This window comes from Brevundimonas sp. G8 (assembly GCF_902506205.1).
Classification (GTDB): Bacteria; Pseudomonadota; Alphaproteobacteria; order Caulobacterales; family Caulobacteraceae; genus Brevundimonas.
Window position 1 is genome coordinate 2733814 of sequence record NZ_LR732816.1, and the last position, 24951, is coordinate 2758764.

Annotated in this window: 23 protein-coding genes; 14 read left to right on the forward strand and 9 right to left on the reverse strand. The window is 65.6% G+C overall.

Translation table 11 applies throughout. The features are described 5' to 3' along the window. The first annotated feature begins 2 nt into the window (after positions 1-2). On the forward strand, positions 3-674 hold the full coding sequence (locus CHRYSEO8AT_RS13170) for a DUF1499 domain-containing protein (RefSeq protein ID WP_159850722.1): 672 nt from the start codon (positions 3-5) through the stop codon (positions 672-674). Here the strand turns inward: CHRYSEO8AT_RS13170 and CHRYSEO8AT_RS13175 are convergent. Continuing rightward, positions 671-1573: an MBL fold metallo-hydrolase gene (locus CHRYSEO8AT_RS13175; protein WP_159850724.1), complete on the reverse strand. Its 903-nt coding sequence runs from the start codon at positions 1571-1573 to the stop codon at positions 671-673. The genes CHRYSEO8AT_RS13170 and CHRYSEO8AT_RS13175 overlap by 4 nt on opposite strands. Before the next feature lie 66 nt (positions 1574-1639). Here CHRYSEO8AT_RS13175 and CHRYSEO8AT_RS13180 point away from each other — a divergent pair, with 66 nt between their 5' ends. Then, positions 1640-1786, forward strand: coding sequence for a hypothetical protein (locus tag CHRYSEO8AT_RS13180; RefSeq protein ID WP_201304439.1), 147 nt, complete (start codon positions 1640-1642; stop codon positions 1784-1786). Positions 1787-1792: 6 nt separating this feature from the next. Here the strand turns inward: CHRYSEO8AT_RS13180 and CHRYSEO8AT_RS13185 are convergent, their stop codons facing one another. Continuing rightward, a complete protein-coding gene (locus CHRYSEO8AT_RS13185; protein WP_159850726.1) occupies positions 1793-2332 on the reverse strand; it encodes a hypothetical protein in 540 nt (179 codons plus the stop codon). A gap of 254 nt (positions 2333-2586) precedes the next feature. Here CHRYSEO8AT_RS13185 and CHRYSEO8AT_RS13190 point away from each other — a divergent pair, with 254 nt between their 5' ends. Then, positions 2587-5580 carry a TonB-dependent receptor domain-containing protein gene (locus tag CHRYSEO8AT_RS13190; protein WP_370514245.1) on the forward strand — a complete coding sequence of 998 codons (2994 nt, stop codon included), beginning with the start codon at positions 2587-2589 and terminating at the stop codon, positions 5578-5580. Positions 5581-5719: 139 nt separating this feature from the next. Next, positions 5720-6274: a hypothetical protein gene (locus CHRYSEO8AT_RS13195; protein WP_159850728.1), complete on the forward strand. Its 555-nt coding sequence runs from the start codon at positions 5720-5722 to the stop codon at positions 6272-6274. A gap of 50 nt (positions 6275-6324) precedes the next feature. Here the strand turns inward: CHRYSEO8AT_RS13195 and metH are convergent, their stop codons facing one another. The 4 genes from metH to CHRYSEO8AT_RS13215 form a co-directional block, all read right to left on the reverse strand. Continuing rightward, on the reverse strand, positions 6325-8991 hold the full coding sequence (gene metH, locus CHRYSEO8AT_RS13200) for a methionine synthase (RefSeq protein WP_159850730.1): 2667 nt from the start codon (positions 8989-8991) through the stop codon (positions 6325-6327). Positions 8992-9142: 151 nt separating this feature from the next. After that, entirely contained in the window at positions 9143-10237 is a 1095-nt protein-coding gene (locus tag CHRYSEO8AT_RS13205; protein ID WP_159850732.1) for a homocysteine S-methyltransferase family protein, read from the reverse strand. Beyond that, positions 10237-11178 carry a methylenetetrahydrofolate reductase [NAD(P)H] gene (metF, locus tag CHRYSEO8AT_RS13210; RefSeq protein ID WP_159850734.1) on the reverse strand — a complete coding sequence of 314 codons (942 nt, stop codon included), beginning with the start codon at positions 11176-11178 and terminating at the stop codon, positions 10237-10239. Before metF ends, CHRYSEO8AT_RS13205 begins: the two co-directional genes overlap by 1 nt. Beyond that, positions 11178-12137 carry a metalloregulator ArsR/SmtB family transcription factor gene (locus CHRYSEO8AT_RS13215; RefSeq protein WP_159850736.1) on the reverse strand — a complete coding sequence of 320 codons (960 nt, stop codon included), beginning with the start codon at positions 12135-12137 and terminating at the stop codon, positions 11178-11180. Before CHRYSEO8AT_RS13215 ends, metF begins: the two co-directional genes overlap by 1 nt. A 119-nt stretch (positions 12138-12256) precedes the next feature. Between CHRYSEO8AT_RS13215 and CHRYSEO8AT_RS13220 the strand changes: the two genes are divergently transcribed. Beyond that, positions 12257-12643, forward strand: a complete 387-nt coding sequence (locus tag CHRYSEO8AT_RS13220) for an EF-hand domain-containing protein (protein ID WP_159850737.1) — start codon at positions 12257-12259, stop codon at positions 12641-12643. Positions 12644-12645: 2 nt separating this feature from the next. Here CHRYSEO8AT_RS13220 and CHRYSEO8AT_RS13225 read toward each other — a convergent pair whose 3' ends face one another. Both CHRYSEO8AT_RS13225 and ettA read right to left on the reverse strand, forming a co-directional pair. Then, positions 12646-13572 carry a 2-hydroxyacid dehydrogenase gene (locus CHRYSEO8AT_RS13225; RefSeq protein WP_159850739.1) on the reverse strand — a complete coding sequence of 309 codons (927 nt, stop codon included), beginning with the start codon at positions 13570-13572 and terminating at the stop codon, positions 12646-12648. A gap of 29 nt (positions 13573-13601) precedes the next feature. Next, positions 13602-15269, reverse strand: a complete 1668-nt coding sequence (ettA, locus tag CHRYSEO8AT_RS13230; RefSeq protein ID WP_159850741.1) for an energy-dependent translational throttle protein EttA — start codon at positions 15267-15269, stop codon at positions 13602-13604. 822 nt (positions 15270-16091) lie between these two features. Between ettA and CHRYSEO8AT_RS13235 the strand changes: the two genes are divergently transcribed. Together CHRYSEO8AT_RS13235 and bla are read left to right on the forward strand one after the other, a co-directional pair. Further along, entirely contained in the window at positions 16092-17495 is a 1404-nt protein-coding gene (locus CHRYSEO8AT_RS13235) for a Do family serine endopeptidase (protein ID WP_159850743.1), read from the forward strand. A 73-nt stretch (positions 17496-17568) separates the two neighbouring features. After that, the gene (gene bla / locus CHRYSEO8AT_RS13240) at positions 17569-18453 is read left to right on the forward strand and encodes a subclass B3 metallo-beta-lactamase (protein WP_159850745.1); all 885 of its coding nucleotides are present in this window, start codon (positions 17569-17571) and stop codon (positions 18451-18453) included. Here bla and CHRYSEO8AT_RS13245 read toward each other — a convergent pair. After that, positions 18450-18875 carry a VOC family protein gene (locus tag CHRYSEO8AT_RS13245; RefSeq protein WP_159850747.1) on the reverse strand — a complete coding sequence of 142 codons (426 nt, stop codon included), beginning with the start codon at positions 18873-18875 and terminating at the stop codon, positions 18450-18452. The two genes, bla and CHRYSEO8AT_RS13245, sit on opposite strands and share 4 nt — an antisense overlap. A 75-nt stretch (positions 18876-18950) precedes the next feature. Here CHRYSEO8AT_RS13245 and CHRYSEO8AT_RS13250 point away from each other — a divergent pair, with 75 nt between their 5' ends. Genes CHRYSEO8AT_RS13250 through CHRYSEO8AT_RS13280 form a run of 7 tightly spaced genes read left to right on the forward strand, consistent with a single transcriptional unit; the run spans position 18951 to position 24941 of the window. Continuing rightward, the gene (locus CHRYSEO8AT_RS13250; RefSeq protein WP_159850749.1) at positions 18951-20279 is read left to right on the forward strand and encodes a replication-associated recombination protein A; all 1329 of its coding nucleotides are present in this window, start codon (positions 18951-18953) and stop codon (positions 20277-20279) included. Positions 20280-20295: 16 nt separating this feature from the next. Continuing rightward, the gene (locus CHRYSEO8AT_RS13255; RefSeq protein WP_159850751.1) at positions 20296-21021 is read left to right on the forward strand and encodes an RluA family pseudouridine synthase; all 726 of its coding nucleotides are present in this window, start codon (positions 20296-20298) and stop codon (positions 21019-21021) included. A 56-nt stretch (positions 21022-21077) separates the two neighbouring features. Beyond that, positions 21078-21431, forward strand: a complete 354-nt coding sequence (locus CHRYSEO8AT_RS13260; RefSeq protein WP_159850753.1) for a DUF1304 domain-containing protein — start codon at positions 21078-21080, stop codon at positions 21429-21431. A 49-nt stretch (positions 21432-21480) separates the two neighbouring features. Further along, a complete protein-coding gene (locus CHRYSEO8AT_RS13265) occupies positions 21481-21969 on the forward strand; it encodes a hypothetical protein (protein WP_159850755.1) in 489 nt (162 codons plus the stop codon). Positions 21970-22009: 40 nt separating this feature from the next. Beyond that, positions 22010-22405, forward strand: a complete 396-nt coding sequence (gene crcB, locus CHRYSEO8AT_RS13270) for a fluoride efflux transporter CrcB (protein WP_159850757.1) — start codon at positions 22010-22012, stop codon at positions 22403-22405. Between the two features lie 47 nt (positions 22406-22452). After that, a complete protein-coding gene (locus CHRYSEO8AT_RS13275; protein ID WP_159851745.1) occupies positions 22453-23460 on the forward strand; it encodes an RluA family pseudouridine synthase in 1008 nt (335 codons plus the stop codon). Further along, complete coding sequence (locus CHRYSEO8AT_RS13280) at positions 23457-24941, forward strand: putative 2OG-Fe(II) oxygenase (protein WP_159850759.1); 1485 nt, start codon at positions 23457-23459, stop codon at positions 24939-24941. The genes CHRYSEO8AT_RS13275 and CHRYSEO8AT_RS13280 overlap by 4 nt, the downstream gene beginning before the upstream one ends. Positions 24942-24951 lie beyond the last annotated feature (10 nt).

Below are 24951 nucleotides of genomic sequence, written 5' to 3' on the forward strand. Positions count from 1 at the left end.
GAATGCCGATCAGAAAGCCCGTCCCCGCCGTATTGCCGTGGCTGACGGCGCTCGCGGCGGCGCCGGCGGTGCTGATCGTGGCGGCCATCGCGGCGACGCGATTCGGCGGCGTCGATCTGTCGGTCAGCTACGACCTGCTGACCTGGACGGTGGCGCGTATCCTGGCCTGGGTCGGTCTGGCGGGCGCGCTGGCGGCGGCGGTGCTGGCGCTGCGCGATCTGAAGGGCAGGGGGCTTTATGCGCTGGCGGCCCTGGTCCTGGCCGGCGCGACGGTGGCCGGCTTCGTCTGGCGTCAGAGCCAGGACGCCGCGCCGAACCCGCGTGACGTGACCACCAATGTCGCCGAGCCGCCGGCCTTCTCGCGCGTCGCGGCCCTGCATGCCGGATCGACGGCCGAGACCTGTCCCGACCTGGGCGCCGTCCCGACCCAGGTCCTGGCCCAGCAGGCGACCTCGGCCCTGGTCGACGCCGGCTTCGTCGTCACCCGCGCCACCACCTTCCAGGTCGAGGCCGTGCATGAGGGCGCCTGGTTCGGCTTCGTCAGCGATGCCGTGGTCCGCATCCGACCCGGCCGCACCGACATCCGCGTCGCCGCCCGCGACGGACGCCCCGACGGCGGCGCGACCTGCCGTCTCGCCGCAAAGATCGCCCAAAACCTGGAGGCCGAACGCTAGACCAGCCGGAAACGAGCCGTCAGGTCCGGCTCGATATCGCTTAGGGCCGTCCCGTTCTCGACCAGCTTGATCAGATGGGCCAGCACCGACAGCGACGCCGCCGGCCACAGCCGCTGATCGACGGCGGCGTACATAACCGGCACCATCTCGGCGACCGTCCGATCCCCCGCCGCCAGCCTGTGAACGATCTGCGCTTCCCGCTCCATTCGGTGGGCGCGATACGCCTCCAGAAACGGCCGCACTTGCGTCACCGGCGCCCCGTGCGTCGGCCACAGCATGTCGAAATCCCGCGCAATCACCGCGTCCAGACTGGCCAGATACTGGCGCATATTCCCATCGGGCGGCGCCACGACCGTCGTCGACCAGCCCATGACGTGATCCCCGCAGAACAGGGCGTTCTCCTCGCGCAGGACGAAGGCCATGTGATTTGACGCATGACCCGGCGTGAACATCGCTTCGATCGTCCAGCCGTCGCCCTGGATCAATTCGCAGCCCGTCAGCACGACATCGGGCGCGAACTCCGCATCCTCATCCTCGTCCAGGGCGTCCGACGCATGGGTCTCTCGCATCGGAGGCTGGGCCGCCAAAATCTTTGCCCCAGTCGCCTGCGCAAACGACCTCGCCAGCGGCGCATGATCCCGATGCGTATGCGTCACCAGCACATGGCTGACCCGCCGCCCCTCGACCGCCGCCATCAGCGCCGCCAGGTGCGCCTGATCCAGCGGCCCCGGATCGATCACCGCCACCTCGGCCTCAGCGTCAGGCCGCCCGACGATATAGGTCCCCGTCCCGGTGAAGGTGAACGGCCCCGGATTGTCGGCGATCACGCGCTGGATCAACGGAGACACCTGATCGCGCCGCCCATAGGCGAAGTCGAACGCCCGAACGAAAGGGATCATCGCCAGGGCTCCATCTGGCGCAGAGCTTGCGTTAACGCGTCGGTAATCATGCTTGGAGCGCCCGCCATGGCCCGTTCGATCGCCTACGCTGTATCAAATCGGCTCCCGCTCGTCGCGACCGCCTTCCTCTGTCTCGTCGCGGTGCAACTGATCGCCGCCTCCTGCACCCCAGAACCCGCGCCCTATGCGGCGCGAGCGACGATCCAGCGCTGATCGGCGCTATTCCCGACGGACGCGGAAGGGCGGGTCGTTCGCCACCTTCATCATATAACTTCCCAGCGCCGCCCGGCGCACCGTCACCGGATACTGACGGCTGGCTGAGAACAGCACTTCCACGCCATCCGTCTTTCGCCACACAGATCCGTCGTCCAGCGTGATCGACCACTCGCCCCTGCCCAGGTTTCTCGCCGATGTCATAGTCGCGGAGATGGATTGCAGGTTTTCTGCCCGACCCGAATTCTCGAAAGGGTTCAGCGCCGACACGTTGAAACCGAACAACCGCCGCTGATTCTGCTCCACATCCTGGCGACTGACGACAGCAACCTCTCCAGCGGCGGCCAATCGGGTGGCGGCGGCGTCGAAGCACGCCAATCGTGCAACATCGGCCTCAATCGCACGGCAGCGAGTGACCGTGCCGATAAGGTCGTTTCCGGCAGGCGCGTTATTTTGTCGCGCTTCAGCATGGCTAGCGATCAAACTCGTCGCCATTGCCGCCATAACCGCGATTTTTGATCCGGTTTCCCGTCTAATATGGGTCATTACATTCTCGTTAAATAGGCCCTTCGGCCAAGTATATCATTAGAAATCAAGGCGCGCCCGATGTCTCTGTGGCGACCGTGGTGTGTCGTCTTTGCGACAGGCGTGTCTCCAATGTGTTCAAGCGTCGCCTTCTCGCTGGACTTAGCAGGGTCGTTGGTATGCTCTCCCGTCCAACCGATCGCGTGGTCGGCAAACGGCTATTGATTGAGCGGTTCGTTTCTTAACGACTTTGGCTCTTCCCGGGAGAACAAGCCTTGAACACCAACAGATATCGTCGCGGCCTTCTGGCGACCACGATCATCGGCGGCGCCGCTCTGGCGATGGCCGCCACGCCCTCGTTCGCACAGTCGACTGACGACCAGGCGACCGACGTCGGCGAGATCGTCGTCACCGGTTCGCGCATCGCCCGTCAGGACTATCGTTCGACCAGCCCGATCGTCACCGTCACCGCCCAGGACTTCCAGGCGACCGGCGCCGTCACCATCGACAGCCTGATTAACGACCTGCCGCAGTTCACGCCGTCGATCTCCTCCACCTCGAACAACCCGTCGAACGGCGGCCAGGCTAACATCAACCTGCGCAACCTGGGTTCCAACCGTACGCTGGTCCTGATGAACGGCCGTCGCGTCGTTCCGTCGAACTCGGACGGCTCGGTCGACGTCAACCTGATCCCTACCGCTCTGATCAAGAACATCGAAGTCATCTCAGGCGGCGCCTCTGCCGCTTACGGCTCGGACGCCCTGGCTGGCGTCGCCAACTTCATCCTCGACGAGAACTTCTCGGGCGTTCAATTCGACGCTCAATACGGTGAAACCGACCGTAGCGATGGCAAGACCGAAAGCTATTCGGTCACCGTCGGCGGCAACTTCGACGACGACCGCGGCAACATGGTGCTGTCGCTGGGCCGTTCGACCCGCGATGTCATCTATAACGCCGCTCGTGAGTTCTCCGCTGTCTCGGGTCCGTCGGGCACGTCGCCGCTGGGTTCGACCATCTTCGACAGCACCAACCTACCAAGTGCGGCTGCTGTCGCGGCTTACTTTAACAGCCCCGGCCTGCCGGAAACCGGTGCCTTCGGTTTCAACGATGACGGTTCGCTGTTCTCTTATACCGGCAAGCTGAACGTTAAGAATCCGGCTGGTGCTGGTCCCGAGTACACCGCGCCGGGCGCGGATTACACGTTCAACACGGGCCCGCTGAACTATCTACAGTTGCCGATCGAGCGTTACAATGTTTATGGCGGCGGTCGCTACAAGATCAACGACAATGCCGAAGTTTACGCGAATGCGCTGTTCACACAGTACATCGCCGACACGGAACTGGCGGCTAGCCCTGCAGCCTCCGGTACTGGCTTCCGCGTTCCTGCGACGAACCCGTTCATCACGCCTGACTTGCGCGCTCTCTTGAACACGCGCGCCAATCCGAACGGTTCGTTCGCCCTCAACAAGCGGTTCACTTCGCTTGGCGGTCGTCACTCGACGGAAGAATACAACATCTACCAGATCACGGCGGGTGTTCGCGGCCGTGTGCCGCAGAGCGAGTGGACCTATGACGTCTATGGCTCGTACGGTCGTGTTTCGAACACGACGACGCAAACCGGCAACGCCTCGCGTTCATCGGTCCAACGTCTGCTGGACGATCCGTTCGGTGGAGCGGGTGGCGTGGTTAACGGTGTCACTGTTGCGCCGATCTGCTCCGGTGGCTTCGACTTCTACGGTGTGACTAACCTCTCGGCTGAGTGCGTCAGCTACATCGGACGTTCGGCTCGTAACTCGACGGTTACGGAACAGCGTGTCATCGAAGCCTCGCTGCAGGGCAAGGCGTTTGACTTGCCCGCTGGTGAAGTTCGCGTCGCTCTGGGCGCTCAATATCGTCAGGACGACTTCGCTTTCGGCGCCGATTCCTCTCTGGCTCAACAAAACGCAGTCACGCCTCACCTGGGCGCCAACGGTCAACCTGACGGCGGCAACATCGGTGGTTCGGAAATCGCGGGCTTCAACCCGACGCCTTCGTTGAGCGGCGGAACGAACTCGAAGGAACTGTTCATCGAAGCCCTGGTCCCGCTACTTTCGGACCTGCCTTTCGTTGAACAGCTCGACCTGAACCTTGGCTATCGCTACGCCGACTACAGCACCGCTGGCGGCACCCAAGCCTATCGTGCTGAACTCGATTGGACGGTCGCTGGCGGCTTGCGCGCTCGCGGTGGTTACAGCCGATCGGTTCGTGCACCCTCGATTGGTGAACTGTTCGCCACACCTAGCACCGACTTCCCGAGCATCGGCAGACCTTCGGCAACCGGAACGGGTGGCGATCCTTGCGATATCCGCAGCAGCTTCCGACAGGCTTCAAACCCTGCCGCTGCTGCGGTTCGGCAACTCTGCCTGACCCAAGGCATCTCTCCTATAGCGATCGACCGCTATACCTATGCGAACAACCAGGTCGAAAGCCGTACAGGCGGTAACCCGGATCTGACTGAAGAAACCTCCGACAGCTGGTCGATGGGACTGGTCTATCAGTCGCAGTTCGCTTCGCCTTGGCTGTCGGGCTTCTCGGCTTCGATCGATTACTACAACATCGAGATCACCGATGCGATCGGGTCGATCAATGCCGCCGATGCTCTCACGGGTTGCTTCAACGTGACGGGCGAAAACCCGACGCTTGCCGCATCTAACTTCTATTGCCAACTGCTTCGCCGGGATCCGCTGTCCGGCAACATTGTCGGCGCAATCGAAAACCAGGCCAACCTCGGCATGGTCAAAACTTCGGGTATCGATCTGCAAGCTGACTGGGCGTTCAATATCGCCGACATCGGCGGTGGTGATTGGGGTCGTCTGAAGTTCAACACCGTCGTCAGCTGGCTTGAGAACTACGAAGACAACGTCATTGAGGGTGGTATCTTTACCGACCGTACGGGCACGATCGACAGCGACTTCGGTAAAACCTTCCCAGAATGGAAGGCGCTGAGCTCTGTCACCTGGGCCAGTGGTCCGTTCTCGGTCGGCGCACGTTGGCGTCGGGTCGGCGAAATCACGGTGGCAAATACCACCGAGGTTCTGCCTTCGATCGACTACTTCGATCTGAACGGTTCTTGGTCGGTGAACGACACCGTCGCCTTGCGCGCCGGCGTCAACAACCTGACCGACGAACAACCCAACGTCTTCGATCCGGGCGTTCAGGCCAACACCGACCCGTCCACCTATGATGTGCTGGGTCGCCGTTACTACGTCGGTCTGACCGCCAAGTTCTAAGGCCGGTCAACGACACGAGACTGAGGCGGCGGAGCAACGCTCCGCCGCCTTTTTCGTTTAAGCGCCGCCGTAGAAAAACCATCGGGGCGAGCGAGCGTTAATGAACGCCGCCCGTTCGCGGCGCTCCTGAAGGAAGACCATGCTCAAACTCCTCGTTCCCGGTATCTCGGCCCTGTCGCTGCTGGCCGCAGGCTCTGTCGTCGCTCAAACCCAGGACGGTCCGATCGTCACGGGCAATCGTTCGGGCGAAACCGCCGACGCGCTGAAGACCCGCGAGGCCATCGCCTATGCGCGGCCTCTGCCGCGTGGGGCGCCCAGCGCCGACTATCCGCTGGTGGCGTGGTGCGACGCCTTGGTGACGGGTCATGCGGATCTGGGCGACACGCTGCCGACCAAGGCGCCCGAGGACGTGGAACTGGTGCGTCTGGGCCGGCTCGAAGCCCAGGATTTCCGCAGCGCTCTGGCCGTTGCAACGCCGCGTCAGTCGGCAGCTTCCAAGGGCGAGGCCGAACAGGCCGTCGCTGGCGTCAAGGCCCAGTGGGCGACGCTTATGAGCAACCCCGACGCCGAAGCGCGCAGCCAGTCGTTCGGCCTGTTCTTCGGTCTGCCCGGCCGTTGCGAACATGCTGCACGGCGTATCCGCAACAATGTCACGGCACCGCCTGCGACGCTGGAGAGCGTCGGCATCAACTAGTCGGCGTTCACGCGCTCTGTGTCACCAAAAACGGCGGCTTGAGCTTGGGCTCAGGCCGCCGTCTCGCGTTTGGCGGCATAGGGATCGTAGTTGAGGATGGGGGCCAGCCAGCGTTCGGCGGTCGCCACGTCCCAGCCCTTGCGGCGGGCATAGTCTTCGACCTGGTCCAGATCGATCTTGCCGACGCCGAAATAGTGGCTGCCCGGATGGCCGAAATAGAGGCCCGAGACCGAGGCCGGGGGCGTCATGGCGTAGCTCTCGGTCAGGGCCATGCCGGCGTTGTCCTCGGCCTGGAGCAGGCGGAACAGGGTGGCCTTTTCCGTGTGGTCGGGCTGGGCCGGATAGCCGGGGGCGGGGCGGATGCCCTGGTATTGTTCGGCGATCAGTTCATCGACATTGGCCGTCTCGTCGGCGGCATAGCCCCACAGCTGAGTGCGGACTTCCTTGTGCAGCCGCTCGGCGAAAGCCTCGGCCAAGCGGTCGGCCAGGGCGGTGGCGAGGATGGCGGAATAGTCGTCGCCGGCGTCCTTGAACCGTTTGGCGATCTCCAGTTCGCCATGACCAGCGGTGACCGCAAACGCGCCGATATAGTCCTCGCCTTCTTCAGCGATGAAGTCGGACAGGGCCAGGTTGGGCTTGCCGTTCGATTTCTTGATCTGCTGGCGCAGGGTGTAGAAACGGGCGATTTCCGTGTCCCGGTTCTCGTCGGCATAGACCACGACATCGTCGCCGTCGGCCCGGGCGGGCCAGAAGCCGACGACACCCTTGGCCGTGAACCACTTCTCGTCGATGATCCGTTTCAGCATGACCTTTGCGTCCTCGAACAGATCGCGCGCGGCCTCGCCGACGATCTCGTCTTCCAGGATCAGCGGATAACGGCCGATCAGCTCCCAACTGGCGAAGAAGGGCGTCCAGTCGATGTGGTCGGCCAGGTCCTGAAGGTCCCAGGCGTCGAACGCCTTCACGCCGATGAAGGCCGGCTTGCCCGGCATGGGCTGGGCGGGGTCGATGCGGAAGCGGTTGTCGCGCGCCTGTTTGATCGAGGCGCGGGCCTTCACCTCCTGGCCACGGGCGTATTGCTCGCGGATGCGGATATATTCGTCGCGGGTGGCGGCCTCGTTCTTTGTGCGTTCGGTCTTGGACAGCAGGCCCGAGACCACGCTGACGGCGCGTGAGGCGTCAACGACATAGGTGGTCGAACCGCGGCGGTAAGCCGGTTCGATCTTGACCGCCGTATGGGTCCGACTGGTGGTGGCGCCCCCGATGAGCAAGGGAATGTCGAAGCCGCGCCGCTCCATCTCGGCTCCAACGAAGACCATCTCGTCCAGGGACGGGGTGATCAGGCCGGAAAGGCCGATAATATCGACATTGTGCTCGACGGCGGCGTCCAGAATCCGGTCGGCCGGGACCATGACGCCCAGGTCGATGACCTCGTAATTATTGCACTGAAGTACGACGCCGACGATGTTCTTGCCGATGTCGTGGACGTCGCCTTTCACGGTCGCCATCAGGATCCGGCCCGCCTGTTCGCGCGGCTTGCCGGCCTTTTCGGCCTCCATGAAGGGGTTCAGCCAGGCGACCGCCTGCTTCATCACGCGTGCGGATTTCACCACCTGCGGCAGGAACATCTTGCCCGAGCCGAACAGGTCGCCTACGACGTTCATCCCGTCCATCAGCGGACCCTCGATGACGTGCAGCGGTCGGTCGAAAGACAGGCGCGCCTCTTCGGTGTCTGCGTCGATGAACTCGGTGATGCCGTTGACCAGGGCGTGTTCGATCCGCTTGCCGACCGGCTGTTCGCGCCATTTCAAATCGACGACGCGGGCCTGACCCTTCTCGCCCTTGTAGCGGGGGGCCATGTCCACCAGCCGCTCGGTGTTCGAGACATTGGTCCGTTGCGGCCGGTTCAGGATCACATCCTCGACCGCCTCGCGCAGTTCGGCGTCGATGTCGTCATAGACGGGCAGGTCGCCGGCATTGACGATGCCCATGTCCATGCCCGCCGCGATGGCGTGATACAGAAAGACGCTGTGGATCGCCCGGCGCACCGGCTCGTTGCCGCGGAAGCTGAACGAGACGTTGGACACCCCGCCCGAGATGCGGGCGTAGGGCAGGGTGCGCTTGATCTCGCGTGTGCCCTCGATAAAATCGACGGCGTAGTTGTCGTGCTCCTCGATCCCCGTCGCCACGGCGAAGATGTTGGGATCGAAGATGATGTCCTCGGGCGGGAAACCGACTTCGTTGACCAGGATATTGTAGGCGCGGGTGCAGATCTCGATCTTGCGGGCGGCGGTGTCGGCCTGGCCCACTTCGTCGAAGGCCATGACCACGACGGCGGCGCCGTAGCGCAGGCATTTGATCGCATGGTCGCGGAAGGCCTGTTCGCCCTCCTTCATGCTGATCGAATTGACGATGGGCTTGCCTTGGACGCACTTCAGCCCCGCTTCGATCACCTCCCATTTGGAGCTGTCGATCATCACCGGCACGCGGGCGATGTCGGGCTCGGCCGCGATCAGGTTGAGGAAGGTCCGCATGGCGACGACGCCGTCCAGCAGGCCCTCGTCCATGTTGATGTCGATGATCTGGGCGCCAGCCTCGACCTGCTGGCGGGCGACGTCCAGCGCCGCCGAATAGTCGCCCTCGACCACCAGCTTGCGGAATTTGGCGGAGCCGGTGACGTTGGTCCGTTCGCCGACGTTGATGAAGGTGGGTCTCACGCAAAAACTCCGCTCATCCCGGCGAAAGCCGGGACCCAGTGCTTTTGGGACGCACGGTGCTTAGGATTGAGGGCGATGACATCGCGCTGATGGCTATCGCCCAAGGAACTGGGTCCCGGCTTTCGCCGGGATGAGCGGAAGAGGGCAGCCATCACGCCACCATCTCGAAGGGTTCGAGCCCCGACAGTCGCAGGGCCACCGGCCGTTCCGGAATCGCGCGGGGCTTCAACGGCGCGACCTCTTCGGCGACGTGGCGGATGTGGTCCGGGGTCGTGCCGCAGCAGCCGCCGACGATGTTGACCAAGCCCGACGCCGCCCATTCCTCGATGAAGTGGGCGGTCTCGTGAGGTTCCTCGTCGTACTGGCCCATGGCGTTGGGCAGGCCGGCGTTGGGATAGGCGGCGACCAGGGTGTCGGCGACGCGGCTCAGTTCGGCGATGAAGGGCCGCATCAGGTCGGCGCCCAGGGCGCAGTTGAAGCCGACGGCGAACGGCTTTGCGTGGCGCACGCTGTTCCAGAAGGCCTCGGCCGTCTGGCCAGACAGGGTGCGGCCCGACCGGTCGGTGATGGTGCCGCTGATCCAGATGGGCAGGGCGTCCATGCCCTCGTCTTCCAGGTCCTTGATGGCCTTGATCGCGGCCTTGCAGTTCAGCGTGTCGGTGATGGTTTCGATCAGATAGAGATCGACCCCGCCCTCGTTCAGCGCCTTCACCTGATGGCGATAGGCCTCATAGACCTGATCGAAGGTGACCAGACGCGCGCCGGGGTCGTTCACGTCGGACGACATCGACAGCATCTTGTTCAGCGGGCCGATGGAGCCAGCGGCGAAGCGCGGCTTGTGCGGCTCCTTTTCCGTCCAGCGATCGGCCGAGGCGCGGGCCAGTTTGGCGCCTTCCAGATTGATGTCCCACACCGCCTGGGCGTCCAGGGCGTAGTCTTCCTGAGCGATGGTGGTGCCGGAGAAGGTGTTGGTCTCGCTGATGTCGGCGCCGGCGGCGAAATACTGGTCGTGCAGGTCGGCGATGACGTCGGGACGGGTGATGCAGAGGATGTCGTTGTTCCCCTTCATCTGGTCCTTCTCATTGTAGCCGTTGGCGGCGACGAAGCGATCGGCGCGGAAGTCGGCCTCATCCAGGCCGCGACGCTGGATCATCACGCCCCAGCTGCCGTCTAGGACCAGGATCCGTTCCTTGGCCGCCTGATGCAGGGCGGCGATACGTGCTGTGCGGGTGAGGGGAAAGGTCATTACGCCACGGCCTTGGTTTCACGCACGCCCAGCACCCGACAGATCGCATAGACCAGGTCGGCGCGGTTAAGGGTGTAGAAGTGGAAGTCGGAGAAGCCCTCTTCCTGCAGACGTGCGCAGGTCTCGGCGGCGACCGAGGCGGCCAGCAGCTTGCGGGTCTCGGGATCGTCGTCCAGTCCGTCGAAATGGGCCTTGAGCCAGTCGGGGATGCTGGTCCCGCAGGCGCCGCACATGCGGGTCAGGCCGGCGAAGTTGGACACGGGCATAACGCCGGGGATCAGGGGAATGGTCACCCCCGCCGCCCGCACCCGGTCGCGGAAGCGCAGGAAGGCGTCGATGTCGAAGAAAAACTGGCTGACCGCGCGGGTCGCGCCGGCATCGACCTTGGCCTTCAGGACCTCGATGTCGTGATCGATGGAGGGGCTTTCGGGGTGGCGTTCGGGATAGGCGCCGACCGTGACGTCGAAACCGCCGACGCGGCTGATGGCTTGGGTCAGTTCCGTGGCGTTGGCGTAGCCGTCGGCGCGGGGCTGATAGACGCCGCCGATGCCGGATCCACCGGGCGGGTCGCCACGCAGGGCGACGATGTGATCGACACCAATGGTCTTGTAGCCTGCGATGACTTCATCCACCTCGTCGCGGCTGGCCTCGACGCACGTCAGGTGGGCGGCGGGGCGCAGCGAGGTCTCGGCGATGATGCGCTGCACCGTGCGGTGCGTGCGCTCACGGGTCGAGCCGCCGGCGCCGTAGGTGACGGAGACGAAGGCGGGGTTCAGCGGCTCCAGGCGGCGGATCGCCTTCCACAGATTGGCTTCGGCCTCGTCCGTCTTGGGCGGGAAGAACTCGAACGAGACGCGCACGTCGTCGCGGTTGGATCCGGCGCGGGCCACGGGACCGAGCGGCGACAGCAGCAGGGCGCGGGCGGCAGCTAAGGAGGCCATCAGGCGGTCTTTCTGTCCTGGACGCGGCGTTCCGCCGTCCAGATGGTCACGGTCAGGCCCTCGGCGTCATGCGGCAGGGCGATGGGGGCGGACGGGGTCAGGCCGCCGTCGAGCAGCCAGCCGTTGATCTCGCTATCGGCGAAACCGAGGCGGCGATGCTGGTGCGCCTCGCGCATGTGCTCGAAGTCGTGGGGGGCGAAGTCGATGATGACCAGGCGGCCGCTCGGGCTGACCAGACGAGCGGCCTCGGCGACGGCGGCGGACGGGTCGGACAGATAGTGCAGAACCTGGTGCACGATCACCAGATCGGCGCTGGCGGCGGGTAGGCGGGTGGCGAAGATGTCGCCGTGGCGCAGCTCGACCTTGTCCAACCCGGCCTTGGTGACATTGGTGCGGGCGATGTTGAGCATGTTCTGGCTGAGATCCAGCCCGACCGACATCTTGGCCTTCTTGCCGAACAGGGTCAGCATGCGACCCGAGCCGGTGCCCAGATCGACGACACGTTCGAACGGACCGGGGCCGACGGCCTTTTCCAGGGCGGCCTCGACCGCGGTCTCGCTGACATAGAGCGAGCGCAGGCGATCCCACTGGGGCGCGACCTGTTCGAAATAGCTGACGGCGGCTTCCTCGCGGTCCTTGCGGACCTCATCGAGGCGGCGGTGGTCGGCCTCGCCGGCGTCCTCGGCCAGGATGTCCAGCACGGTGTCGATCAGGCGGCGCGCCTGGGCGTCGTGCGACAGGCGGTAGTAGACGCGGGCGCCGTCAGGAAAGCGTTCGATCAACCCGGCGTCGGTCATCAGCTTCAGATGGCGCGACACGCGCGGCTGGCTCTGGTCCAGGATGCGCGACATCTCCATGACCGAAAGCTCTTCGCCGGCCAGCAGCGACAGGACGCGCAGACGGGTGGGTTCTCCGGCGGCGCGAAGGGCTTCGACAGTCTGATCGGCGGACAGGCTCATGTGTTCATATAAAGATATCCTTATATGATTTGGCAAGTGAAATCGCTTCCCCGACGGGGCTGCGACGGGAATAGTTCGTGCGTGCGTTCAAGGGTTCGCAGCCCTTTTGGAGTGGTCCCATGCGTAACCTGCTGATTGCCGCCTTCGCTCTTGCCGCCGCCGGCCCCGCGCTGGCCCAGAGCGACTTTCCCGAGCCGCCCATACCTCAGATGTCGGGGCCTCCCATGCAAGGGATGCGTCCGCCGGAGCGAGAGAGCCTGGCGCAGATGCAGGCGCGGATGACTCAGATGTTCGACCGGCTGGACGCCAATCACGACGACGTGGTGGATGCGACCGAACTGGCCAATGCGCGGGGCGGTCGGATGCTGGCGCGGATGGATGCGGACGGCGACGGGCGGGTGACGCGCGAGGAGTTCACCGTGGGTCTGGACGCCCAGTTCAAGGCTCTGGACAAGAACGGCGACGGGGTGGTGACGGCCGACGAGCGGCCGCAGCGTCCGCGCTGAGATCAGGCCACGGGTGTCTTCAGCGGTTCGCCCGCGAAATGCGCCTGAAGGTTCTGCATCAGCAGCATCAGCATGCCCTGCACCCCGGCGGTCGTGGCGCCGGCGGTGTGGGGCGTCAGGACGATGTTGGGCACGTCGGACCAGCGGTTGGGGTCGGTCGGCTCCTCGATGAAGACATCCAGCGCAGCCTGGCCCAGGGCGCCCGACTTCAGGGCGGCGATCAAGGCGTCTTCGTCCACGACCTGGCCGCGCGAGACATTGACCAGCAGGCCGTCGGGGCCGAGCGCGTCGAGGATGTCGCGCGAGATCAGGCCGCGATTTGTCTCGTCCGCCTTGCAGGCGACGACCAGGATGTCGCTGGCCTTGGCCAGGGCTTCCAGGCTTTCGGCGCGGGGCCATTCGGCGTCGTGGGGACGCGGCCCCCACCAGCTGACCGCCATACGAAAGGCCTCGGCGCGGTCGGCGACGGCCTTGCCAATATGGCCCAGGCCGACGATGCCCAGTTTCTGGCCGCCGAGCGAGGCGGTGATCGTGCGGGTCTCGGCGGTCCAGCCGCCGGAACGGACCTGACGGTCGCCCGAGGCGATCTGGCGACGAGCGGCCAGGATCAGCCCTAGGGCATGGTCGGCGACATCCTCGTGATTGACGCCGGGGGCATGGGTGACGGGCAGGCCGCGCTCGCGGCACCAGTCGATGTCGATGCCGTCATAGCCAGAAGTGAAACAGGCCAGCAGGTCGAGGTTGGGCAGACGTTCGATCAGCGCCTTGTCCAGCGTCGCCTCGCCGGCGACGACCATGACGCGGATGTCGTGAGCGGCCTCGATCGGCGGACCTTCCCAGAAGCGATAGACGTCGTAGGCGCTCTCAAGAAAGCCCGAGAGCGGGGCGAGATGCCGCTGCATGATGAGGACGGCGGGGCGTTGGGTCATGCAGCGGCTCCTCTTTTCAGGTCAGGCGATCAGCGCCCGAACTTCTGGTGCTGGATGCGTTTGGGGATGATGCTGTCGGCGCCTAGGCGGCGCATCTTGTCCTGTTCGTAGGCTTCGAAGTTGCCTTCGAACCATTCCACGTGACCGTCGCCTTCGAAGGCGAGGATGTGGGTCGCCAGACGGTCAAGGAACCAGCGGTCGTGGGAGATGACCACGGCGCAGCCCGCGAAACCCTCAAGGGCCTCTTCGAGGTTCTGCAGGGTTTCGATGTCCAGGTCGTTGGTTGGTTCATCGAGCAGGATCAGGTTGCCGCCCGAGGCCAGGGTCTTGGCCAGGTGGACGCGGTTGCGCTCACCGCCGGACAGTTGGCCGACCTTCTTCTGCTGGTCGCCGCCCTTGAAGTTGAAACTGCCGACGTAGGCGCGGGTGTTGATCTCGCGCTTGCCGACCATCATCACTTCGGTGCCGCCCGAGATGGCCTGCCAAATGGTCTCGTCCGGCTTCAGATCGTCGCGGGATTGGTCAACATAGGCCAGCTTGACCGTTTCGCCGACCTTGACGGTGCCGCCGTCGGGCGTTTCCTGGCCGGTGATCAGCTTGAACATGGTCGACTTGCCGGCGCCGTTGGGGCCGATGACGCCGACGATGCCGTTGGGCGGCAGCTTGAAGGTCAGGTTGTCGAACAGGGTCTTGTCGCCATAGGACTTTTGCAGACCCTCGACTTCCAGAACGACATTGCCCAGGCGCGGGCCAGGCGGGATCTGGATGTGGGCGTGGGTCTGGGCGCCGCGCATCGATTCCTGCTCGTCCACCATCCGTTCGTAGGCGGCCAGACGGGCCTTGGACTTGGCCTGACGAGCCTTGGCGCCGGAACGGACCCAGTCCAGTTCGCGGCTGAGGGCGCGCTGGCGGGCTTCGGATTCCGAGTTTTCCTGAATAACGCGCTTGGTCTTGGCTTCCAGCCACGAGGAATAGTTGCCCTCGTGCGGGTGGCCCTTGCCGCGGTCCAGTTCCAGCGTCCACTTGGTGACGAGATCCAGGAAGTAGCGGTCGTGGGTCACCAGGATGACGCAGCCGGGGAAGTTTTCCAGGTGATGCTGCAGCCAGGCGACGGATTCGGCGTCCAGGTGGTTGGTCGGTTCGTCGAGCAGCAGCATGTCGGGCTTTGATAGCAGCAGGCGGGCCAGGGCCACGCGGCGCTTCTCACCGCCGGACAGGTTGGTGACTTCCCAGTCGTCGTCGGGGCAGCGCAGGGCGCCCATCGCCATTTCGATACGGCTGTCGATGTCCCAGACGTCGCCGGCGTCGATCTTCTCCTGAAGGGCGGTCATCTCCTCCATCAGTTCGTCGGTGTAGTTCTCGCCCAGTTCGGCGGCGACTTCGTTGAAGCGGTTGACCCACTGCTTCTCTTCGCACCAGGATTCGACGTTCTGACGGACGTTGAGGGTGGGATCGAGCTGGGGCTCCTGCTCCAGATAGCCGCGCTTGATGCCGTCGGCGGCCTTGGCTTCTCCGGTGAACTCGTTGTCCAAGCCGGCCATGATCTTCAGCAGGGTGGATTTACCCGAGCCGTTAACGCCGACGACGCCGATCTTGGCGTCGTTGTAGAAGCTGAGCCAGATGTTCTCGAAGATCTTGCGGCCGCCGGGGAAGGTCTTGGTCAGACCCTGCATCTGGAAAATATATTGCTGCGCCATGAGGTGCGGTGCGCCCTTCGGGTTCGTCTGATTGGGGAGTTGGGGCGGATGTAGCGATCCTGAGGCCCGAGAGCAAATAAGGCGGCGCGCAGGGGTTATCAGCCTCGCGCTTTCGCAGCGAAGTTGGTGGAGGGCTGGGCGGAGCGCCGGGCCTTCGCCCGGAGTGTGAGTTTGTAAGTACCGTTTCGACGAAGGGTATGACGCTCCGCGCGGAAGGTTGGCCTGCAAGCTCGGGGCGTCGAGCGGTGGCGGTCTTATCGCCTAACCCCATAAGCCTGCGACGGGTCGGCGGGGTCTGCGAACCCCGTCCCGAGTGCGATCGAGTATCCCCCTCGACCCTCCGGCACCGCTCCATGAGTCGATGTCAGCGCGAGCCGTTTCAGACCCGCTCCCGTTCCATCCGCTCCCGCCGCCGCAAGGTCGCAGGCCAAGCGAGCCCTCCGATGCGACGGGACGGGTGTATTATGCGGCGGTTTGACTCCATGAGCAGGAGAAGGGGGACATAATTTGGCAAGCGGCTGAAAACGCTGGGAATGGACCAGCGTCATTGTGATGGCTCAGCATCGTCTCCTCCCCATTTCATGGGGGAGACGCGGCGCGCCTTCAGCGCCGTGACGGAGGGGCTCTTCACCGCATCGCAGCCGCCTGTGGGACTTCGAGAGCCCCACCACCGCTTCGCGGTCCCCCTCCCCACAAGTGGGGAGGAGATGATGGTTTGGAACGGCGCGAAAGCTTGTCCGTTGGTGAGGCTCACACGCCTTGATCCGGCCCGAAACCGGGTGCGGTATGGCGTCGCTTGAAGCCTGACTTTCTCGGATGACCATGAAGACCCGATCGATCGTGCTCGCCGCCGCCTTCGCCCTGTCGGCGTGCGGCAATCCCAACAGCTCCAAGGCGCAGGAGGGCGAGTTCGCCCAGCCGACGCGCACGGCGCCGTCCGATTCGGCGGGGATGAAGTCCAGCTTTGCGCCGGTCGTGCGGTCCGCCGCGCCCGCCGTGGTCAATATCTCGGCGCGCAGCGTGCAGCGGGTCCAGGCCGATCCTTTCTTCCAGTTCTTCGGCGGCGGCATCCCCCAGGCGCGGGTGGCGGAATCGGTCGGGTCGGGCGTCATCGTCCGCTCGGACGGGATCGTGGTGACCAACAATCACGTCATCCAGGGCGCCCAACAGATCAAGGTCGTGCTGAACGACCGGCGCGAGTTTCCCGCCACCGTCATCCTGGCCGACGAGCGCAGCGACATCGCCGTGCTGAGGCTGGAAAACGTCAGCGACCGCCTGCCGGTCCTGGCCATCGACGATCAGGAAGAGCAGCAGGTCGGCGACCTGGTCCTGGCCATCGGCAATCCGTTCGGCGTGGGCCAGACGGTGACCAACGGTATCATCTCGGCCCTGAACCGGACAGAGACGGGCATTTCCGACAGCGGCTCATTCATCCAGACCGACGCGGCCATCAATCCGGGCAACTCGGGCGGGGCGCTGGTGGACATGGACGGCGACCTGATCGGCATCAACACCGCCATCTTCTCGCGCTCCGGATCCTCGGCCGGGGTCGGGTTCGCCGTGCCGGCCGCCATGGTCAAGCGGGTGGTGGATTCGGCGCTGGGCGGGGCGACGACGGTCGTGCGGCCGTGGCTGGGGGTGAAGGGTGACACCGTTACTGGCGACATCGCCGGCAGCCTGGGCCTGACCCGGCCGCAGGGGTTGGTGGTCACCGATGTCTACGCTAACGGCCCAGCCGCCCGCGCGGGCGTGCGCCAGGGCGACGTGATCACCACCGTCGATGGCCAGGAGATCAACGACCAGGGCGGGCTGAACTACCGCGTCGGCTCGCGCAATCCGAACGACCAGGTCCAGGTCGCCATCCTGCGCGACGGGCGGGCGCAGACATTGACCGCGCGGGTCCAGACCTTGCCGGGCGACGCCGATCCGAAACAGGGCGTCACCATCGCGGCCGGTCCCTTCGCCGGGGCCGAGGTCGTGGCCCTGAACCCGGCCCTGGCCGACCGTCTGGCCGGTGATCCCTTCGCCACGGGCGTCATCGTCACCGGCGTGTCGGGCCGTGGCTATGCGGCGCGCGCAGGCTTCCGCCAGAACGACCTGATCGTCAGCATCAACGGCCGCGCCATCGCCAGCGCCCGCGACGTCGAGGCCGCCAGTTCCGGTCGCGGCCCGTGGGAGGTCGTCGTCAACCGCGGCGGCCGCCAGATCCGCGGCGTGCTGAGATAATTGTCCACGACCGAGTCACAACATAGTCCTCCACAAGCTTGACCGTGTTGGCTGCTCTGTGCGGGATGAGGCCATGAAATATCTATCTTGTGTCATCGCCGCCGCGTTTTTCTGTGCAGCCTGGAGCGCGGGTCATGACGATCCCCTGACGGCTGCGTTGCCCGCAAATCCCGACTGGTTGAAGCCGCAGACGCCGCTGAAGCTGTTTGGGAATACCTATTTTGTGGGGACAGGCGGGATCAGCATCGTCCTGATCGATACGGGGGACGGCCTGATCTTGATCGACGGCGCCTTGCCACAGACGGCGGCAGCGACCGAGGCGAACATCCGTCAGCTGGGTTTTCGGGTTGAGGACATTCGCTACATCCTGAACACCGAAGCCCATTTCGATCATTCGGGCGGTCTGGCGGCGCTGGCGCGCGATAGCGGCGCAGAAGTAATCACCAGTCCGATCGGCGCCGCCGCCCTGAAGGCCGGTCAGGTCGATGCCCATGATCCTCAAGCCAGCAATATTTCCAGATCGCCGCCTGTTCCCAATACCCGAGGGATCGAAGACGGCGGCGCGCTGCGGTTGGGGAATACGGTGGTGACGGCCGTGTTCACGCCTGGTCACACGCCTGGAAGCGTCAGTTGGACATGGCGGTCGTGCGAAGGCGAAACGTGCAGGAATGTGGTCTTTGCGTCCAGCCTGAACGCCGTGGCGAATGGGGGCTTCACCTATACCGGACATCCAGAGGTGACGGCGCAGTTGCGCGCGTCCATCGACCGTGTCGAAGGGCTGACCTGCGACCTGCTGATCTCGGCCCACCCGGACAACTCGGGCGGAGACGTCAAGATCGCGGCGCTTGAAGCCGGGGCGACGCCCAACCCCTTCCTCGCGCCTCGTGCGTGTCAGGCCTATGCCGAGCGGGCGAGGGGGCGACTGCAGGCGAGACTGGACCGGGAAGCTTCGCGCTAACGCGCCTTCGTCGGCCCGCCGATGGACCAGGTGTGGCCGAAGGGGTCGCGGAGTTGGCCGTAGCGGTCGCCCCAGAACTGGTCAGCCATGTCCATGACGGGTTCGGCCCCGCCGACGGTCATGGCGCGGGTCCACCAGGCGTCGGGATCGGCGACCTGGAGGTGGAGCGTGACGCCGGCGGGGCGGACGTCCTGGGCGCCGCTGTATTCCGGGAACTCGTCGTTCAGCATGACGCTGGCGCCGTTGATCTTCAGGTGGGCGTGGATCAGGCGTTCGCCGTCGTCGGCGACATTGCGGGCCAGCACCTCGGCCCCGAACGCGATGATGTAGAAGTCCACCGCCGCCGAGGCGCCGCGCGACGGGATCGTCAGGTGGGGCGTCAGGCCCGAGGTCGGGCCTTGATGCGGATTGGCGTCGGTCATGAAGGCGGTCTCCGTGGCAGGTCGGCATAGTAACGCGTGAAAAGCCTTTGGCGAACGACTACATAGGTCGCACACATGAGCGACCTGTTCGAAGCCTCCGGCATTCTGCCCCCCGACGCCCCTCTGGCCGATCGCCTGCGCCCACGCACGCTGGACGAGGTGGTGGGGCAGGACCATCTGCTGGGTCCCGGCGGACCGATCCGGCGCATGATCGAGGCCGGGCGGCTGGGCTCGATGATCCTGTGGGGGCCGCCGGGGACAGGCAAGACCACCATCGCGCGGCTGCTGGCCCAGGCGGCGGGCTATGAATATCAGGCGATCAGCGCGGTGTTTTCCGGTGTCGCCGATCTGAAGAAGGCGTTCGAGGCGGCGCGGATGCGGCGGGCGGCGGGACAGTCGACGCTGTTGTTCGTGGACGAAATCCACCGCTTCAATCGCGCTCAGCAGGACGGCTTTCTGCCCTTCGTCGAGGCGGGGGTGGTCACTCTGGTGGGGGCCACGACGGAGAATCCCAGTTTCGAGCTGAACGGCGCTCTGTTGTCCCGCAGCCAGGTCTATGTGCTGAAGCGGCTGGACGATGCCGCGCTGGATCAGCTGCTGGCGCGGGCCGAGGCGCATATGGACAAGGCTCTGCCGCTGTCGCCCGAGGCGCGGCATGCGATGCTGGCTCTGGCCGACGGGGACGGGCGATATCTGCTGACCATGTCGGAGGTGCTGTTCGACCTGCCCGACGGCGAAATGTTGGACGTGCAGGGGCTGGCCGGGGTGCTTCAAAGGCGGGCGCCGGCTTATGACAAGTCGAGAGAAGAACACTACAACCTCATATCCGCACTGCATAAATCGGTGCGCGGATCGGATCCCGATGCGGCGCTGTATTGGCTGGCGCGGATGCTGAACGGGGGCGAGGATCCGCTGTATCTGGCGCGGCGGATCGTGCGGATGGCGGTCGAGGACATCGGTGAGGCGGACCCGCTGTCGATCCTGGTCGCCAATGCGGCCAAGGACACCTACGACTTTTTGGGCAGCCCCGAGGGCGAACTAGCCCTGGCGCAGGCCGTGGTTCACCTGGCGACCGCGCCCAAGTCGGTGGGGGTGTATGAGGCCTTCAAGGCGGCCAAGAAGGCGGCGTACGAAACGGGCTCGCTTATGCCTCCCGCCCATATCCGCAACGCCCCGACCAAGCTGATGAAATCGCTCGGCTACGGCAAGGGCTACCAATACGACCCGGATACGCCCGAGGGCTTCTCGGGCGCGAACTTCTTCCCCGACGGGATGGAGCGCCGCACCTTCTACAAGCCCAAGGGCGAGGGGCATGAGGAGAAGGTCAAGGCGCGGCTGGATCGCTGGGCCGAGATGCGGGCGCGGATGGCGGTGGACGGCACTGTGGACGCGGCGGGGGACTGACCTCTAGAAGCCCTCGATGACCGATCGCCAGCCCGTCGCCCTGTCCCAAGACGAAATCGCCGCCGTCCGTTCGTGGGTAATCCACGAGGATGCGCATGTCATCGCCTTTTCCAAGCCGTCGGGCCTGTCCAGCCAGGGCGGGCGGATCAAGGCGCATACGCTGGACGATCTGCTGTGGGCGTTCGCGCGGTCGAACGGCAAGCGGCCGGAGCTGGTGCATCGGCTGGACCGCGATACCTCGGGCGTGATCCTGGCGGCAAAGACCAAGCCGGCGGCGAGTTTTTTGGGCAAGGCGCTGCAGATGCGGCGGTTTCGGAAACAGTATCTGGCCCTGCTGTCGGCCGCGCCCGAACCGGCGTCCGCGACCATCGACGCCCCGCTGAGGCGCGAGGAGATCGGCCGCGAAAGCTATATGCGGGTCGTGGCCTTCGATGCGCCGGGCGCGCAAGGCTCGCAGAGCAAATACCGGACTCTGGCCTCGGGACAGGAGGGGGCGGTGGTCGAACTGGAGCCGCTGACCGGACGGATGCACCAGCTGCGGGTGCATATGGCCCATATCGGTCGGCCGTTGATCGGGGACGTGCGGTATGGCGGCGCCCTGACCACGGCGGTCGGGCCAGCGCCGCGCCTGATGCTGCACGCCGCCAAGCTGAGCTTCCCTCATCCTGAGGGCGGCACGACCACGGTCGAGGCGACGCCGCCCGAGGATTTCGCCAAACTGCGGACCGCGCTGGGCCTGTGAGCTTGCGGGGCTGATCGGGCCGTGGTCGAGTGATCTTAGAACCTGGAGAGGTCCCTATGGTCGCCACCGTCCTGATCGCCATCGTCGCCCTGATCCACGCCTATATCGTCGTGCTGGAAATGGTGCTGTGGACCACGCCGCGCGGGCGCAAGGCGTTCGGCATGAGCGTGGAGAAGGCCGAGCTGACCAAGGTGCTGGCCGCCAATCAGGGACTCTACAACGGGTTTCTGGTCGCCGGTCTGGCCTGGGGGCTGTGGCTGGCCGAGCCGGGGTTTCAGATCAAGGTCTTCTTCCTGGCCTGCGTCATTGTGGCGGGCCTGTATGGGGCGGCGACCGTCAGTCGAAAGATCCTGCTGATCCAGGCCCTGCCTGCGGGACTGGCGCTGGCCGCGCTGCTGCTGGGCGTTTGAGGGAACGTCGTGCCGGTTATGACGCTATGTGGTTGAAAGGATACCTATGATGAAGCGTCTCGCCATCGCCTTGACCGGCCTTTCCGCCCTCGCGCTGAGCGCCTGCGCCAGCCTGGCCCCCTATGGCGCCCAGCAGGGACAGGGCGGGCAGGGGTTTTCGGAGCAGAGGATCGAGTCCAACCGCTATCGCGTCAGCTATAACGGCGTGGGGGCGGCCGGGCGTGTCGCCGACTGGGCCTTGTTGCGCGCCGCCGACCTGACGACCGAACAGGGCTATGACTGGTTCGAGGTGACCCAGAGCTGGACCGACGGTCGGCCGGGCGGCGCGGGCGGCGTTCGGCCCAGCGTTTCGATCGGCGGCGGCAGCAGCCGGTATGGCGGCTATTCCGCGTCCGGCGTCGGTGTGGGCGTGGGTCTGAACTTCAGCGGTCCGCAGCCGACTTCGACCACGCTGGAAGTCGTGCTGGGTCGGGGCCAGAAGCCGGATCGCCCCAACGCCTATGATGCGCGCTCGGTCCAGGGTTCCATCCCGCGCTGACCATCGCTTTCGGCGCGTGCGGCGTATAGAAGGCCGCACGATGACACGTTTTCTTCTCGTCGCGGCAGGCGGGGCCATCGGCTCCGTCGCACGCTATGGCCTGGGGTTGGCCGCTGGGCAGTTGGCGCCTAACGCCGGCTGGCCGCTGGGCACGTTCGCGGCCAACGTTCTGGGCGGCCTGATGATGGGCCTGCTGGTCGGTTGGCTGGCGTTCCGGGGCGGGGCGCAGCACGAGGCGGTGAGGCTGTTCGCCGCCGTCGGCGTGCTGGGCGGGTTCACGACCTTCTCGTCCTATTCGCTGGAGGCGGTGCAGATGATCGAGCGCCGCCAGATCGGTTTGGCCTGCGCCTATGTGGTCGGCTCGGTCGTCTTGGCTATCCTGGCCCTTTTCCTCGGCCTGATGATCGCCCGCCGCGCCCTTGGAGCTCCGCTTTGACCGACTATTCTCCCGCCGACGAGCCGCATGACGCTGAAAAAGACGCTATAAAGGACGCCCCGAAGCGCGAAGTCCTGACCATCTATGTCGCCGAGGACGAGGACGGCATTCGTCTGGACCGCTGGTTCCGCCGACGCTGGCCGCACCTGTCCAATATCCAGGTGCAGAAGATGGCGCGCAGCGGTCAGATCCGCGTCGATGGCGCCCGCATCAAGCCCGAAGGCCGCCTGACCGCCGGGGCCGCCGTGCGCGTGCCGCCGATCCCGGACGACACCTCGCGTCAGGCCGGGGACATGCACACCCTGTCCGAACAGGACATTAGGTTCGTCAAGTCGCTGGTCCTGTACGAAGACGACATGGTCATTGCGATCAACAAGCCGCACGGCCTGGCGGTGCAGGGTGGAACCAAAACCAGCCGCCACGTCGATCGTCTGCTGTCGGCCTGGGGTGAAGGGGTCAACCGCCCGCGTCTGGTCCACCGTCTGGACCGCGACACCTCGGGCGTCCTGTTGCTGGGCAAGGGGCCTGAGGCGGCCAAGCGGCTGGCGGGCGCCTTCGCGCGACGTCAGGCCAAGAAGACCTATTGGGCCATCGTGATCGGCAATCCGAAACCCTATTCGGGCCAGATCGACATGCCGTTGAAGAAGACCGGCATCAACGATTTCGAGATGATGCGTCCGGCCGAGCGCAAGGACCCCAAGGCCGAACCGGCCGAGACGGCGTTCAGCACCGTCAGCCGCGCCTCGCACCGGGCGTCGTGGATGGCGCTGCGGCCCTTCACCGGACGGACCCACCAGTTGCGCGCTCACATGGCGGGGATCGGCCACCCGATCCTGGGCGATCCGAAATACGGCAACGAGAAGTCCAGGGAGCTGTCCGGGCCGCTGAAGCTGCAACTGCACGCGCGCAGCATCGAACTGGACCACCCGCGCGGCGGCGTACTGAAGGTCACGGCGCCGCTGAGCCCCGAGATGAAGGCCGGCTTCGCCCACTTCGGCTTCTCGGAGGACGAGGCGGAGGACGATCCCTTCCTGGGCGTGAAGCGAATCCGGTGACGGCGGTCGGGCAGGCACAGGTCGAGCAGGCCAAAGCCTTAGCTGCGGTCGGGCGGCTGAATGAGGCGTTGGACGTGCTGACGCCGGTGGTCGCGAATGCCGATGCGCCGTGGCAGGCGCTGTCGGTGCATGCCGATCTGCTGAAGCGGGCGGGGCGTCTGGCGGACAGCGCGGATCTGTCCCAGCGACTGGTCGCGGTTCGACCGCACAGTGTGCCGGCGCGGCACAATCTGGCCTCCGCCCTGGGCGATCTGGGCCGGGGGGCCGAGGCGGAGGCCGCCTGTCGCGGAGCCATGGCCATCGGCGGGGATGCGCCGGAAACCTGGCTGGTGCTGGCGCGTGCGCTTCAGGCGCAGAGCCGGTTCGATGAGGCCGAGGACGCCTATCGTCAGGCGCTGGCGCGACGGCCCGGCTATGGCGATGCGTTGAGGGATCTGAGCCAGTTGATCTGGATGCGTGACGCCGATCTCGAGGCCGCCTGCGCGCCGCTGGACGTGGCCATCGCCGCGTCGTCCGACGCGCCCATGCCGCGTCAGATCAAGGCGCGGCTGCTGGAATACGCTGGGGAAGCGGAGCGGGCGTATCGCACGCTGGTGTCTGGGCCGCTGGATGGGCCGGGGGAGCTGGCGGCGGCGCAGGCGTGCCTGACGCTGGATCCGCGCCGGGCGCTGGATCATGCGAACCGGGCGGCGGCGCTGGCGGGCGGCGAGGTCGCGGCGATCATGGTGACCCAAGCCGAATGTTTGTTGGCCCTGGGCGAGGCCGAGGCGGCGCTGGTTCCGATCGAGGCGCTGCGTGTGCGAGAGCCGTTGAACCAGCATGTGCTGGCTTTTCAGGCGACGGCCTGGCGGATGCTGGGCGATGATCGCTATGGCCGGATGTACGACTACGACGCCTTCGTGCGTCCCTATCGGCTGGAGGCGCCGCAGGGGTGGGCGTCGCTGGAGGCCTATCTGGTCGATCTGGCGCGTGCGCTGCATCAGCTGCACACGCTGAAGACCCATCCGGTGGGCCAGTCGCTGCGCGGGGGCTCGCAGACCGCCGCCGCGCTGAGCGAAAGCGACGATCCAGCCATTCGGGCCTTCTTCCAGGCCATCGACAAGCCGATCCGCGACTATATGGCGGCGGTGGGCCAGGGCGACGATCCCCTGAGGGCGCGCAATACCGGCGCGTATCGCATCCAGGGCAGCTGGTCGGTGCGGTTGCGGCCGAACGGGTTTCACGCCGACCATATCCATTCGAACGGCTGGCTGTCGTCGGCCTGCCATATTGAACTGCCGCCTGAGGTTACGGGCGAGGGGCGCGAGGGCTGGTTGCGATTCGGCGCGCCGCCGGGTCTGCCAACCCTTGCGGCCGAACATCACCTGCAGCCCAGGCCGGGCACGCTGGTGCTGTTTCCTTCCTATATGTGGCACGGCACCCAGCCGTTCGGCGGCGAGGCGTCGCGCCTGACGCTGGCGTTCGACGTCGTGCCAGCCTGATTTCAACGGA

Bases quoted from the DNA above. Each gene is read 5' to 3' on its own strand.
- CHRYSEO8AT_RS13170 (WP_159850722.1), top strand. From the start codon at position 3: ATGCCGATCAGAAAGCCCGTCCCCGCCGTATTGCCGTGGCTGACGGCG.
- CHRYSEO8AT_RS13175 (WP_159850724.1), bottom strand. From the start codon at position 1,573: ATGATCCCTTTCGTTCGGGCGTTCGACTTCGCCTATGGGCGGCGCGAT.
- CHRYSEO8AT_RS13180 (WP_201304439.1), top strand. From the start codon at position 1,640: ATGGCCCGTTCGATCGCCTACGCTGTATCAAATCGGCTCCCGCTCGTC.
- CHRYSEO8AT_RS13185 (WP_159850726.1), bottom strand. From the start codon at position 2,332: ATGACCCATATTAGACGGGAAACCGGATCAAAAATCGCGGTTATGGCG.
- CHRYSEO8AT_RS13195 (WP_159850728.1), top strand. From the start codon at position 5,720: ATGCTCAAACTCCTCGTTCCCGGTATCTCGGCCCTGTCGCTGCTGGCC.
- CHRYSEO8AT_RS13205 (WP_159850732.1), bottom strand. From the start codon at position 10,237: ATGACCTTTCCCCTCACCCGCACAGCACGTATCGCCGCCCTGCATCAG.
- metF (WP_159850734.1), bottom strand. From the start codon at position 11,178: ATGGCCTCCTTAGCTGCCGCCCGCGCCCTGCTGCTGTCGCCGCTCGGT.
- CHRYSEO8AT_RS13215 (WP_159850736.1), bottom strand. From the start codon at position 12,137: ATGAGCCTGTCCGCCGATCAGACTGTCGAAGCCCTTCGCGCCGCCGGA.
- CHRYSEO8AT_RS13220 (WP_159850737.1), top strand. From the start codon at position 12,257: ATGCGTAACCTGCTGATTGCCGCCTTCGCTCTTGCCGCCGCCGGCCCC.
- CHRYSEO8AT_RS13225 (WP_159850739.1), bottom strand. From the start codon at position 13,572: ATGACCCAACGCCCCGCCGTCCTCATCATGCAGCGGCATCTCGCCCCG.
- ettA (WP_159850741.1), bottom strand. From the start codon at position 15,269: ATGGCGCAGCAATATATTTTCCAGATGCAGGGTCTGACCAAGACCTTC.
- CHRYSEO8AT_RS13235 (WP_159850743.1), top strand. From the start codon at position 16,092: ATGAAGACCCGATCGATCGTGCTCGCCGCCGCCTTCGCCCTGTCGGCG.
- bla (WP_159850745.1), top strand. From the start codon at position 17,569: ATGAAATATCTATCTTGTGTCATCGCCGCCGCGTTTTTCTGTGCAGCC.
- CHRYSEO8AT_RS13245 (WP_159850747.1), bottom strand. From the start codon at position 18,875: ATGACCGACGCCAATCCGCATCAAGGCCCGACCTCGGGCCTGACGCCC.
- CHRYSEO8AT_RS13250 (WP_159850749.1), top strand. From the start codon at position 18,951: ATGAGCGACCTGTTCGAAGCCTCCGGCATTCTGCCCCCCGACGCCCCT.
- CHRYSEO8AT_RS13255 (WP_159850751.1), top strand. From the start codon at position 20,296: ATGACCGATCGCCAGCCCGTCGCCCTGTCCCAAGACGAAATCGCCGCC.
- CHRYSEO8AT_RS13260 (WP_159850753.1), top strand. From the start codon at position 21,078: ATGGTCGCCACCGTCCTGATCGCCATCGTCGCCCTGATCCACGCCTAT.
- CHRYSEO8AT_RS13265 (WP_159850755.1), top strand. From the start codon at position 21,481: ATGAAGCGTCTCGCCATCGCCTTGACCGGCCTTTCCGCCCTCGCGCTG.
- crcB (WP_159850757.1), top strand. From the start codon at position 22,010: ATGACACGTTTTCTTCTCGTCGCGGCAGGCGGGGCCATCGGCTCCGTC.